A 12,855-nucleotide genomic window follows, 5' to 3' on the forward strand; every position below is an offset into this window, starting at 1 on the left:
GGCGTCGCGCGCAGGCGATCGATGGCCGGACGCAGCCGCTTGAGATCGTTCGGATCGACATCCGCGGCCACGCCCTCGACGCGAGGCGTACGAACCGCGGCACGCAGCAGCAATTCGGCAAGCGGCAGCGCCAGCGGATCGGCAGGGGCTATGTCGGCAAGCCACTCGGCGAGCGCACGCAGGCGCCGATACGAGGCAGCGGCCGGCCGCGCGCAGAATGACTGCGCAAGCAACGCCAGGCCCGGCTTGCGCGTTAGCGCATCGCCAGCCGCGGCATCGATCTGGACCAACACCCAGTCACGCGGACCGCGCGCCAGCGCAAAATCGTGCTGACGCATCGACGGCACATAGGCGATGCTGCGCGATCGCAGGCTGTAACGCCGGCCTTCTGTCGCGAATTGTCCGTCAACGTCGCCGAAAAGCACAAATTCGTACACATCATGGAAATGCGGGAATGGCTCGCTCGGCAACGCCTCGCGGCCCTGCCGGACCCGCACGACGCGCACCGGCGCACCCGGGCCGAGTTCGACCGGTTCGCAGATCGGGCGATCGAGATGGGGCAGCGTCACGTTGGCCATTGTCGCCGAAGTTCAGCCGCCGCGACTGAAACTCAGCGTGTACCTAGCAAACGCACCTGCATCGGCTTCAAGGGCGCATCGGCTGGAGCAGCTGGCTTGTCGTCGAGCAGATCGATCCAGTCGGTTCGGCCAACCGTTGCAGCATCCAATTCGGGACGCGCCTCGGCCTGGCCCAGATTGACGATCAGCAAGGTCTGGCGCGGCCCAGCGGAGCGCAGGATGCAGAGCACGTTGGTGCGGTCATCGCAGAGGATGCGCTGGCTGCCCACGCGCAATTCCATCCGGTCATGGCGCAGCGCAAGCAGTTTGCGATACCAGCGATAGATCGAATCCGACCTGCCCTCTTCTTCCTCGAGCGAGACGCCGTCATGCGAGCGGTTGTAACGCTCGCTCCACCAGCGCTCGCCGCCGCGATACCAGATCGCCGAACCCGGTGCCTCGAGGTCGGCCTGCCAGCGGAACGCCTCGCGCGCCGGAATCTGGATGCCGTCGGAGATTTCGATGTTCTTCAACTCGCGGCCGCGCATGCCGAGTTCCTGTCCGTAGTAGATGAGCGGCTCGCCCTTGAGCGCGAGCAGGATTGCCGCGCCCGCGCGAGCGCGCGCCGGATCGTCGCCGACGACGGACATGTAGCGGTCGACATCGTGGTTTTCGAGGAAGAGCACCTGGCCCTTGCCGCGCGGCGTCTTCGCCTCGGTCACGCGGATCGCGTCGACGATCTCGCGCTTGTCGAGCTTGGTCAGCGCGCCGCGCAGCGGGAAGGCGAAGACGAGATCGGCGTGGCCGCGCTTGAGCCAGTCGTCGCCATAGCCCCAGTCCGCTTGCTCGGCGAGGATGCGCAGGTTCGGGCGGCGCGCCTTGAGTTCGCGGAACATCGGCGTCCAGAAGTCGGCGAACAGATGCTTCTCGATGCCCTTGTTGTCGAGATCGTCCATCATGTGGTCGATGCGCAGGCCATCGACACCGTCGACGCCACTGCCGTCGCCATGCGGATCGATCCAGAACAGCATCAGGTCGCGGAAGTAGCGCTGCACCTTCGGCTGCTTCAAGTCGACCATCGCGATGCCGTAGTCGCGGCCGTCGTAGCCTTTCCATTTCGGCTTGTCGAGAAAATACTCCGCGACGCAGTGTTCCTTGTCGCGCCAGAGCAGGTAGTCCGCCCAGGGCGCCCCCGGCTTGCACTTCGACTCCTCCCACCAGGGATGGCCTTCGGCGACGTACTGGAACTCCTGGTCGAGGTAGACCTTCAGCCCATGCGCGTGTGCGGCGCGCACGAAGGCGAAGTAGTCGTCCATCGTGCCGTAGGCGGGATCGATTGCCTTGAACTCGGTGGCGAAGTAGTTGTGGTAGTACGGCGAGGGTTGCAGCGGCGTGAGCAGGATCGAAGTGATGCCGAGCTCACGCAGATAGTCGAGTTTTTCGGTCAACCCCTTGAGATCGCCGACACGATCACCGTTGCCATCGCGGAAGCTGCGCGGCATGACGTGATAAAACACCTCGCCATCGGACCGCGACAGCGGCGCCGTCGCGACTTTCCCCGTCGTGGCACAAGCCGCGAGCACGGCGAAGACGAAGCTTGCGACCAATGATTTCAGGATTCTCATTCCGGGCTCTCCGATCCAGTCCTGCCGCGCAATGTCTCGCCGAAGAAACGCAGCGTGTCGGCCAGCGCCTGCGTCCAGTACCGCCAATCGTGACCACCCGCGTTCTCGACATAGCGATGCGCGACGCCGGCCGCGGCAAGCGCAAGATGCAGCTCGCGATTGGCGTCGAGCAGCGCATCCTCGCGCCCGCAGTCGAAGCGCAGCGGCGGCAGCACGGCTTGCGCGCCGAGCAGTGCGGCGAGAACGCTGCGGTCGGCAGGCGCGGCGCTCCAATCTTCCCGCCCGTGATCAAGCAGCGCGTCGAGCTGCGCGACGTCGGTGATCGCCGAATGTGCCGCGGCAGCGGCGATGCGCTGCGGATATTTCCCGGCCAGCCTGAGCGCGCCGAAACCGCCCATGCTCAGGCCGGCGACGAGCAGCGGCGAACGTTGCGTGCAGCCGGGCACGATCGCGCACGCCAGCGCCGGCACTTCGTCGACGATCCAGCGTTCGGCGTCTTCGGACGCATGCGCCACGTAACCCGAGCCGTCGCCGGCGAGACCATCCGAGGGCATCAGCAATGCGACGGGCGGCAGTGCGCCTGCTGCGATCAATCGCGTTGCGGTGAGATGCGCCGCGCCCTTCAGCGCCCACGCCCAGTGTGAACCGTACACGCCATGCAGCAACAGCACGATCGGAAGATCGTCGACGCCGCGCGCTTGCGCCGGCACGAACACGCTGATGTCCGCGCGACGCCGCAGCGCGGCGCTTTTGACCGTGACGAATTGCAGTCCATCCGTGTCGATCGCGGGATCGGATCGCTCGATATTGCGCAGCGGCGGCGAATTCGCACTCATGCGATCTGCAGCACACCCTTGCTGCTGTGCCCGGCGAGCATGTCGTCGAATGCCTGGGCCAGCGCCGCGAGCGGATAACGGTGGCTGATCAGCGCGGCGAGTTCGAGTTGGCCTTGCGCGACCCAGTCGAGCAGGCGCGGGAAATCGCGCGCCGGCACGCAACCGCCGTACAGCGGCGCGAGGTAGCGTTTGTTCCAGAACAACTGTGGCAACTCCAGCGTTGCCGGGCCATGCGCGCCGCTGACCTGCAACGCATTGCCGCCGTTGCGCGTGAGACGCAACGGCAGGAATGCGAGCGCAGGCACGCCGGTCGCCTCGAACGCGTGATCGACGCCGCGGCCGTCGCTGAGCGCGCGCACGGCCGTGACCAGATCTTCGTGGTCGCCGTCTCCGGCACGCAGGGCGTGGGTCGCGCCGAATTCCCGCGCACGCTGCAGGCGCGCAGGCACGCGATCGATCGCGATGATCGTGCGCGCACCTGCGAGACGCGCGCCCTGGACCACGTTGAGGCCGACTCCGCCGCAGCCGAGAACCGCCACCGATTCGCCCGGTGCGACCGCGGCGACGTTGATCGCCGAGCCGACGCCGGTCATCACCGCACAGCCGAGCACGCAGGCGTGATCGAGCGGCAGTCGCGGCGGCAACGGCGTCAACGCCTCGGCACGCACCAAAGTATATTTTGCGAACGTGCCCAAGTGGAACGCGCGCTCGATCGTGCGCCCGCGCCAGCGCGTCGCACCGGCATGCGCGCGGCTCGTACCGAAACGCGTGGGATCGAGTTCGTGGGTGCGCTCGCACAGCGCATCGGCGCCGCGACCACACTGGAAACATGCGCGGCAGGGAATCGCCCAGTTCAGCAGCACCGGCTGACCGGGCGCGAAACCCGTGACGCCCGCGCCGATCGCATCGACATGTCCGGCACCCTCGTGGCCTAGCACCAGCGGCCCCGGCCAATTCAATGCCGCATGGTCGGTGTGGCAAACACCCGCGGCGGCGAGCGCGACGCGCACTTCGCCCGGCCCCGGCGCATCGACCTCGATCGTGTCGACGACGAAACCACCGGCACCGTCGCCTATCAACGCAGGTCCGCTGACAGCGGCGGCAGTCATGCGCGCTCGAACAGCACCGGATTCTTCGGTGTGTTGATGATCTCCCCGACCCTCGCGCCGGGGCACCAGCGCTCCCAATCGGCCTGCTGCATCTTGTTGACCGGGGCCTGCAGGCGCATGTCGCGATCCATGTAGATCACGGTCATCACCGAACGCGGATTCGCAGAGCGGTTCGGACCGGCGCGGTGGAAAGTCCAGCCGAGATGAAAGCTCACCTCGCCGAGCGCAAACGGCTCGTCGACGACGCGGAAGCCCTGGGTATCGAGATTCGCGGTGATCGCGCGCTCGCTTTCGTCGGAAATTTCCAGATCGCGACCGAATTCCTCGCGCTGACTGCCGGCGTAGAACGCCAGCGGCCCCATGTCCATAGGCACGGCTTGCAACGGCACCCACGCAGTGATCGAGCGGTCGCTCGCGAGCGGCCAGTAGAACTGGTCGGCATGCGCGGGAGTGAAGCCGCCGCTCGGCTCCTTGTACAGCGACTGGTCGTGGTAGAGGCGCACGCCGTCGACCTGCAGCAACGCGGCAGCGAGGCCGGCGAGGCGCTTGCCGAACACGAACTCGCGCGCGAGGCCACCCTGCTCCCACAGATTCATGACCTGCAGGAAGGCGCGGTCGTAGGTGCTGCGTTGTTCGAGCGGCAGAGTCTGCGTGTTCAGCGCGATGGTGAGCCGCGCGATCTCCTCGCCGTAGTGGCGCAATTCGTCGGCATTGAACACGTCCTTGAGGCGGACGAAACCGTCGCGGCGGAAATCGGCGAGCTGCCGCTCCGTCAACGCATGGGGTCTGTCGAGATCGATCGCCACGTGCGCGCTTCCTCAGCGGGTTGCAGATGTGGCGATACTAGGCTCGTGAGCGCCGAATCGCATCGGCGGGCGTTGTCGAACCAAGCGGGAAAACTATCGGATTCATGACCTCCACGCCGTCGCGGAGGCCACAGCGTACGCTGCTGCTCAGACGTTGAAGCGGAAATGCAGCACGTCGCCTTCCTTGACCAGGTACTCCTTGCCTTCAAGGCGCAAACGGCCCGCGTCGCGCGCTCCGGCCTCGCCCTTGTATTTGATGTAGTCGTCGTAGGCGATCGTCTCGGCGCGGATGAAGCCGCGCTCGAAATCGGTATGGATCACGCCGGCCGCCTGCGGCGCGGTCGCGCCCTTCTTCACCTGCCAGGCGCGAACCTCTTTTTCGCCCGCGGTGAAGTAGGTCTGCAGGCCGAGCAATTTGTAGCCGGCGCGGATCACGCGGTTCAGGCCCGGCTCGTCGAGGCCCATGTCCTGCAGGAAGGCGATCTTGTCGGCGTCGTCGAGCTGCGAGAGTTCCTCCTCGATCGCCGCGCACACCGGCACGACTTCGGCGCCTTCGGCCTTGGCGCGCTCGACGACCTTGTCGAGGAACGGATTGTCGTGAAAGCCGTCTTCCTTGACGTTGGCGATGTACATCAACGGCTTCAAGGTCAGCAGGAACAGATCGCGCACGAGCGCCTTCTCGTCGTCGTCGAGGCCGGCCGCGCGTGCGGGCCTGCCCTCGCTGAGTACCGTCGCGAGCTTCTGCAGCACAGGGCGCTTGGCCAGTGCTTCCTTGTCACCAGACTTGGCCGAACGCTCGACGCGCTGCAAAGCCTTGTCGACCGAGTCGAGGTCGGCAAGCGCGAGTTCGGTATCGATCGTGTCGATGTCGGAGATCGGATCGATCTTGCCGGCGACGTGGACGATGTCCGCGTTCTCGAAGCAGCGCACGACGTGCGCGATCGCATCGACCTCGCGGATGTGCGCGAGGAACTTGTTGCCGAGCCCTTCGCCCTTGGAAGCACCGGCGACGAGGCCCGCGATGTCGACGAACTCGATCGAAGTCGGGATGATCTTGAGCGGCTTGGCGATGCTCGAAAGCGCCTCGAGGCGCGGATCGGGCACCGGCACGACGCCGACGTTCGGATCGATCGTGCAAAAAGGAAAGTTCGCCGCGGCGATGCCCGCCTTGGTCAGCGCGTTGAAGAGAGTCGACTTGCCAACGTTCGGCAGGCCGACGATGCCGCATTTGATGCCCATGAGGAGTCCGTGAGACGGAAAACGAAAGATGCAAAACGTGGGGACTCGCCATTGCGAATCTCACATCTTGCATCTGGCGTCTTACTCTTTCGCCGTGTGCAACTTCTTCATCGCCTCGTTGAAGTCTCCACGCACCGCAATCGGCAATACCTCGAGCGAACGTCCGACCGCATCGATGATCGCCTTCTCATCGTCGACACCGGGCCGACCGAGCACCCAGGACGTGACGCGATTCTTGTCACCCGGATGGCCAATACCAAGGCGCAGCCGGTGAAACTTGCCGTGACCGATATGCGCAAACGTGTCGCGCAGGCCGTTCTGCCCGCCATGGCCGCCATCGAACTTGAGCCTTGCCGCGCCTGCGGGCAGGTCGAGGTCGTCGTGCGCGACGAGCATTTCCTCGGGTTCGATCTTCCAGTAGCGCAATGCCGACTGGATCGCGATGCCGCTCTTGTTCATGTAGGTCGTCGGCTTGAGCAGCCATAGCGTCAGGCCGTCGACAACGATCTTAGCCGTCTCGCCGTGCAGCTTCGACTCCATGCCGAAACGCACACCGTGCGCCTGCGCCAAGGCGTCAATAAACCAGAACCCGGCATTGTGCCGGGTTCGCAGATGTTCGGACCCGGGATTGCCGAGGCCGACGAGAAGACGCAAATTCGCCATGACGAGCCGGGTGCCACGCACCCGCCGGACACGGCTCCCGCCACCAGACGGCAGCGGGAGCCGAGGCGGTTACTTCTTCTCGTCTTTCTTCGCAGCGGCGGCCGGAGCAGCGGCCGGAGCGGCGGCAGCGGTAGCGCCCGCAGCGGCGGCTTCCACCGGAGCGGCTTCGACTTCTTCCTTGACTTCCGCGGCGGTGACCACGGCCGCATCGTGCTCCTTGCCCAGACGCAGCTCGGGGATTTCCACACCCTCGGGCAGCGTGATCTCGGAAAGATGCACGATGTCGCCCACGTCGAGATTGGCGAGATCGACTTCGATGTACTCCGGCAGATGCTTGGGCAAGCAGGAGATTTCGATGTCGTTGAGCGCATGCGAGATCAGCACGCCCGCCTTCTTGCCGGCCGGCGACTTCTCCTGGTTGAGGAAGTGCAGCGGCACGCGAATGCGGATCGCCTTGTTCTCGTCGACGCGCTGGAAGTCCAGGTGCATCAGCTGCTGCTTGAACGGATGGCGCTGCAGGTCACGCAGCAGCACTTTCTGCACGTCGCCGTTGAGCGACAGGTCGAGAATGGCCGAGTAGAACCATTCGTGCTGCGAGGCAAGCCAGACGTCGTTGTGCTCGATCTGGATACTGACCGGGGCGAGTTCGCCGCCGTAGACGATGGCCGGAACCTTGCCCGTGTTGCGCAGGCGGCGGCTCGCACCCCTCCCGTCGTTGTCACGGCGTTCGACCTTGATTACATGTGAAGTTGCCATTTTTGAAACTACCTTTGTGTTGCAGTTGAACCGCCTCGCGGCGGTGATGACACTCCCCCGCGACCAGGGGAGTGGGTTACCGGCTCCAGCCGGTGGTCTCGGCACAGGGATGTGCCGACGCAGCATCGCACAAGCGATGTTGCGGTAAACGTGGCGCGGCTATGCCGCGACCGTTTGCACGCGACCCGCGGCAGGATGCCCGGTGTCGCGCAAAAAAAAAATCAGTCCACGTACAGCGAGCTCACCGACTCGCCGAACGCGATGCGGCGGATCGTCTCCGCCAGCAGTTCCGCCACGCTGAGCTGACGGATCTTGCTGCAGGCCTTCGCCTCCTCCGACAGCGCGATCGTGTCGGTGACAACGAGTTCGTCGAGCTGCGAGCCGTTGAGGTTGCGGATCGCCGGCCCCGACAGCACCGGATGCGTGCAGTAGGCAACCACGCGCTTGGCGCCGTTCTTCTTCAGTACCTCGGCGCCGGCGCAGAGCGTGCCCGCGGTGTCGACGATGTCGTCGATCAGCACACAGACCTTGTCTTCGACGTCACCGATGATGTTCATCACCGCAACCTCGTTCGCGCGCGGCCGGCGCTTGTCGATGATCGCGAGGTCCGCATCATCGAGGCGCTTGGCGATCGCGCGTGCGCGCGCCACGCCGCCCACGTCGGGGCTGACCACGATCAACTCTTCGGGGCGGTTGTAGCGCCAGATGTCGGCGAGGATGACCGGCGAAGAGTATACATTGTCCAGCGGTATATCGAAAAATCCCTGGATCTGGTCCGCGTGCAGATCCACGGTCAGCACATGGTCGGTGCCGACCGTCGAAATCATCTTCGCCGCCACCTTGGCCGTGATCGGCACGCGCGCCGAGCGCAGGCGGCGATCCTGCCGCGCGTAGCCGAAGTACGGGATCACCGCGGTCACGCTGGCGGCCGACGCGCGCTTGAGCGCATCGATCATCACCAGCAGTTCCATGAAGTTTTCCGCGGTCGGCGCCGACGTCGGCTGGATCACGAACACTTCCTGGCGGCGCACGTTTTCGTCGATCTCGACGCGCACTTCACCGTCGGAGAACGTCGTCACCTGCGCCTTGCCGAGCGGCACGTTCAACACCTTGCAGATGTCGAGCGCGAGCTGCCGGTTGGCGTTGCCCGAAAAAATCTGCCAGCCGCTGCGTTCGCCGCGGCCGAGCGGATAGGTTCCGGAATAACCTGCCGCCGGATTGATCGTGTTCACGGATTGGACCTTGTCAGGGTTCGATCGTTGCAGGGTGGCTGGGCCGGTAGGATTCGAACCTACGGATGCCGGGATCAAAACCCGGTGCCTTACCGCTTGGCGACGGCCCACCGATTCGTCATTTCAGCCGTCCTCCCTGACGGCAAAGAACAGACCAGCATCCATGCTGGACTCTTCAAAGAGCGTTTCCCGGCGCAAGCCGGGGCTCCAATTATCTTTTCAGCTCTTTACCAATCCGATACGCATCCACCGCATCGAACAACGGCGATCGATTCACACCGTGTGCGCGATACGCCGAAAACTCCGTCGGACACGCACTCACGATGGCTTCGGCTTCATCGCGCGATTTCACTGCGACAAAAACACAGCCGCCGCTGCCGCTCAATCGCGCATCCCCGAATCGACCGAGCCAGTCCAGCGCCGCCGCGACATTCGCATAGCGCGCACGCACGACCGGAGTGAAAATGTTGCCCGTTTCAATCCCTGAAAGAAAGCTCTCTATTGTCGCCGGAGGGGAATTCCGTGTCAATTCCGCAGCTTGGAACAGCGCTACTGTCGGCACCGTCGCGCGCGGGTCGAGAACGACGTATTCGCGCGGCGGCAGCACGATCGGCACGAGCTTTTCGCCAACGCCCTCGGCCCAGGCGGAATGGCCACGCACGAACACCGGCACGTCGGCGCCGAGGCGCAGGCCGAGTTCCGCCAGTTCGTCGACGGACAGGCCCGTCTCCCACAATTCGTTGAGCGCGACGAGTACGGTCGCCGCATCCGAGCTGCCACCACCGAGGCCGCCGCCCATCGGAATGCGCTTTTCCAGCGCGATATCGACGCCGAACTCCGCTTCAGCATATTCGACCAAAGCGCGTGCGGCACGCACGCACAGGTCGTGCTCCGGTTCGATCCCGGGCGCGCCATCCACGCGCACGATCTGCGCATCGTGGCGCACACGCAGGCGCAGCGTGTCACCCCAGTCGAGCAGTTGGAACACCGTCTGCAGCAGGTGATAGCCGTCGGCGCGGCGGCCAACGATGTGCAGGAACAGATTGAGCTTGGCCGGCGCAGGCCAGATGCTCCATCCGCCTTCGGCCGCGGTCGTCAATCGAAACTCCATGACTGGATCACGAGCCTGACCTTGTCTTTGCCGCGTGTCGCGAACACCTTCTTCGGCAACGGCGGCGAGAGATCGTCGAACCAGTCAAGATATTCGACCGTCCAGCCTCCCTGCACCAGTTGCGCCGGCAATTCCTTCTCGCCGAATTGCATCTGCGCCGGATCGCCTGCGACACGCAGGCCCAGCGCCCAGCGACGCAGCGCGGCGAACGGCACTTCGGCACCGAGGCGCTCGCGCAGCAGCGTTTGCGGATCGCGACCGACCTCGGCCTGCGCATCGACGCCTTCAAGCACCGCATGATCGGCGTCGCCGCTGAGCCGCAAGGTCCGACCGTTCGCACCGCGCACGCTGAACGAATACGCGTCGCCGTCCTGACGCCAGGTCAAATCACCCGAGCCGCCGTTCGCCCCCGATACGGCGATGCGTGCCTCCAGCGTCCAGCGCGACTTGCCCGCCAGCGCCGCCTCACGCGCGTCCTGCGCGGCCAGCGCTTCCGGCGTCGCCGCGTTCTGCTTCACGCGCATCGGCGCGCAGGCGGCGAGCATCGAGACGAGGGCCACCGAAAGCAGCAGGCGAAGTGTGCGCATCGCGGAACGCTCGGGGAAATCCATCGAACGAATCTGCATCAGCGCCGCGATGCCACGCTCTTGTCGCGCACGGCCTTGAACTCCGAACCCGCCTTCCATTCGGGCCAGAGCGCGGAGTTGGCGAGGTCGCGACCGATGGCGTACATCAGCGTGATGTCCTGCACCGCACCGTCGAGTTTCCAGTCGGGGCCATAGGCGTCGCAGGGCTGGTGATAGCAATGACCGGTGTAGTCGTCGACCCACTTCTGCCCGACCGCGCGGCCACCGTCGACGAGATCGGAAGCGCCGGCGATGCCCATCATCAGCAGCACCGGCACGCCGCGCTTGGCGAACGAGAAATGATCGGCGCGATAGAACAGACCGCGCTCGGGCAGGCTCTCGGGCGTGATCGTGCGTCCTTGTGACTTGGCGAAGCGCGCGAGATCGTCTTCGAGACTGTCCTTGCCGCCGCCGACAAGAATCACGTCGCGCGCTTTGCCGGCGGTTTGCAGCACGTCGATGGTCAGATTGGCGACGGTCTTTTCCAGCGGATAGACCGGATCGAGCGCATAAGCCTCCGAGCCGAGCAGGCCGCGCTCTTCCGCGGTCCACACGCCGAAGACGATGCTGCGCTTCGGCGCCGGCTGCGCCTTGAACTGGCGCGCGATCTCTATCAGGCCGGCGACGCCGATGCCGTCGTCATTGGCGCCGCGACGGATCGTGTTGCCCTGCGCATCAGCCGGCCCCTTGCCGTAGGCATCCCAATGCGCGCCGTAGAAAACGACTTCATCGGCGCGCGTCGTGCCCGGAATCTTCGCCAGCACGTTGTGGCTTTCGACGACCTCGTGCTCGACCGGGATATCGGCCGAGAACGTCTCGCCCTTGAGCACGACAGGGCGGAAATCCGCGCGCCGCGCGGCCTTGCGCTGCGCGGCCAGGTCGAGGCCCGCGTCGGCGAACAATTTCGTCGCTGCATCGCCCGAGATCCAGCCCTGCAGCGCGAGAGAGGTCAGCTTGTCCGGCGCGCGCACGATGTCGTAGTTCTCGCCATGCGGACTGACGACGACGTTCCAGCCATAACCCGCGCCGGGCGTGTCGTGCACGATCAGCGCGCCGATCGCGCCATGGCGCGCGGCTTCCTCGTATTTGTAGGTCCAGCGACCGTAGTAGGTCATCGTCTTGCCGCCGAAGCGGCCGTAGACCGACTCGTCTTTCGTCGCTTCGAAGTCCGGATCGTTGACGAGGAACACCGCGACCTTGCCCTTGAGATCGACGCCCTTGAAGTCGTCCCATTGGCGCTCCGGCGCATTGACGCCGTAGCCGACGAAGACCAGCGGCGCACGCTCGATCAGCGCACGATCGTCCGGACGGACTGTCGACAGATACACTTCGTTGCCGCGCTGCCACGACTGCAGGCTGCCGCCGACATTGACGCCGAGCGCCTTCGGCACGCCAAGCTTGGTGCGCAGCAACGGCGCCGCCTGTACCCAACCGCCGTCCTTGCCGCCCGGCGCAAGACCGAGCGCCTCGAACTGGCCGATCAGATAGCCGACCGAACGCTCCTCGCCGCGCGTGCCGGGCGCGCGACCTTCGAAGAAATCCGAGGACAGGGTCTGCACCGTGTTCGCGATGCGCTCGGCACTGAGCTGTTGCGCGGCGACGGGCAAGGCAAAAGCGCAGAACGACAACGCAACAGGCAGAAATTTCATCAAGGCATCATCTGAAAGGACGACATGATTCTAAGCCGAAAGTCTTCGCGACGACGCGCAGGCGCAACTACGAAGCCAATCGCTTGATCGTTTCGAGCAGCACCTTGTTGCCGGCATCCTTCTTGCGCCCCTCTTCCCAGACTTGGCGCGCTTCGTCCTTGCGCCCGGACACCCACAGCACTTCGCCGAAGTGCGCGGCGATTTCGGGGTCGCGCTGCTTGGTGTAGGCACGACGCAACTGCTCGACCGCGGCGTCGAGATTGCCGAGGCGATATTGCACCCAGCCCATGCTGTCGAGGATCGCCGGCTCGCCCGGCTTGAGCGCGAGCGCCTTCTCGATCAGGCCGAGCGCTTCGGTCTTCCTGTCGGTGCGATCGGCGAGGGTGTAGCCGAGCGCATTCAACGCGTCGGCGTTGTCGGGCTTGAATTCGAGCAGGCGGCGCAGGTCGCGGATCGCCTCGTCGACGCGGTCGGCGCTCGCACAGGCCAGCGCGCGCCCGTAGAGCAGGCGCGGGTCATCCGGCAAGGCTTGCAGGCCGCGATCGTAGACCGCGATCGCATCGGCCTCGCTCCTGCCCTTGTCGCCGACCAGTTCGGCCTCGAGCAGGAACACTTCGCCGAGCGTCTTCGCCTCGTCGGCGACGCG

The 12,855-nt window shown here is 65.3% G+C and carries 13 protein-coding genes and 1 tRNA gene; all 14 read right to left on the reverse strand.

The annotated features are described in order from the left end of the window. Positions 1-578: AraC family transcriptional regulator (locus VF497_RS05485; protein WP_330886623.1), on the reverse strand; the 578-nt coding region annotated here is incomplete at its 3' end. Positions 579-610: 32 nt separating this feature from the next. Continuing rightward, positions 611-2,182 carry an alpha-amylase family glycosyl hydrolase gene (locus VF497_RS05490; protein ID WP_330886624.1) on the reverse strand — a complete coding sequence of 524 codons (1,572 nt, stop codon included), beginning with the start codon at positions 2,180-2,182 and terminating at the stop codon, positions 611-613. After that, on the reverse strand, positions 2,179-3,018 hold the full coding sequence (locus VF497_RS05495; protein ID WP_330886625.1) for an alpha/beta hydrolase: 840 nt from the start codon (positions 3,016-3,018) through the stop codon (positions 2,179-2,181). Before VF497_RS05495 ends, VF497_RS05490 begins: the two co-directional genes overlap by 4 nt. After that, positions 3,015-4,127 carry a zinc-binding dehydrogenase gene (locus tag VF497_RS05500; RefSeq protein ID WP_330886626.1) on the reverse strand — a complete coding sequence of 371 codons (1,113 nt, stop codon included), beginning with the start codon at positions 4,125-4,127 and terminating at the stop codon, positions 3,015-3,017. Before VF497_RS05500 ends, VF497_RS05495 begins: the two co-directional genes overlap by 4 nt. Beyond that, positions 4,124-4,933, reverse strand: coding sequence for a phytanoyl-CoA dioxygenase family protein (locus VF497_RS05505; protein ID WP_330886627.1), 810 nt, complete (start codon positions 4,931-4,933; stop codon positions 4,124-4,126). Before VF497_RS05505 ends, VF497_RS05500 begins: the two co-directional genes overlap by 4 nt. A 147-nt stretch (positions 4,934-5,080) precedes the next feature. Beyond that, a complete protein-coding gene (gene ychF, locus VF497_RS05510) occupies positions 5,081-6,172 on the reverse strand; it encodes a redox-regulated ATPase YchF (protein ID WP_330886628.1) in 1,092 nt (363 codons plus the stop codon). An 81-nt stretch (positions 6,173-6,253) separates the two neighbouring features. After that, on the reverse strand, positions 6,254-6,835 hold the full coding sequence (gene pth / locus VF497_RS05515; protein ID WP_330886629.1) for an aminoacyl-tRNA hydrolase: 582 nt from the start codon (positions 6,833-6,835) through the stop codon (positions 6,254-6,256). 69 nt (positions 6,836-6,904) lie between these two features. Further along, positions 6,905-7,591, reverse strand: a complete 687-nt coding sequence (locus tag VF497_RS05520) for a 50S ribosomal protein L25/general stress protein Ctc (RefSeq protein ID WP_330886630.1) — start codon at positions 7,589-7,591, stop codon at positions 6,905-6,907. A gap of 221 nt (positions 7,592-7,812) precedes the next feature. Then, positions 7,813-8,748, reverse strand: a complete 936-nt coding sequence (locus VF497_RS05525; RefSeq protein WP_330886635.1) for a ribose-phosphate diphosphokinase — start codon at positions 8,746-8,748, stop codon at positions 7,813-7,815. A 110-nt stretch (positions 8,749-8,858) separates the two neighbouring features. Further along, a tRNA-Gln gene (locus VF497_RS05530) sits at positions 8,859-8,933 on the reverse strand. A 101-nt stretch (positions 8,934-9,034) separates the two neighbouring features. Continuing rightward, complete coding sequence (gene ispE / locus VF497_RS05535; RefSeq protein ID WP_330886631.1) at positions 9,035-9,934, reverse strand: 4-(cytidine 5'-diphospho)-2-C-methyl-D-erythritol kinase; 900 nt, start codon at positions 9,932-9,934, stop codon at positions 9,035-9,037. Further along, positions 9,919-10,560: an outer membrane lipoprotein LolB gene (locus VF497_RS05540; protein WP_330886632.1), complete on the reverse strand. Its 642-nt coding sequence runs from the start codon at positions 10,558-10,560 to the stop codon at positions 9,919-9,921. The genes ispE and VF497_RS05540 overlap by 16 nt, the downstream gene beginning before the upstream one ends. Then, the gene (locus VF497_RS05545) at positions 10,560-12,209 is read right to left on the reverse strand and encodes a M28 family metallopeptidase (RefSeq protein WP_330886633.1); all 1,650 of its coding nucleotides are present in this window, start codon (positions 12,207-12,209) and stop codon (positions 10,560-10,562) included. Before VF497_RS05545 ends, VF497_RS05540 begins: the two co-directional genes overlap by 1 nt. 67 nt (positions 12,210-12,276) lie before the next feature. After that, positions 12,277-12,855, reverse strand: a 579-nt coding sequence (locus tag VF497_RS05550) for a tetratricopeptide repeat protein (protein WP_330886634.1), incomplete at its 5' end; no start/stop codon positions are given.

This window comes from Rudaea sp. (assembly GCF_036383415.1).
GTDB lineage: Bacteria > Pseudomonadota > Gammaproteobacteria > Xanthomonadales > Rhodanobacteraceae > Rudaea.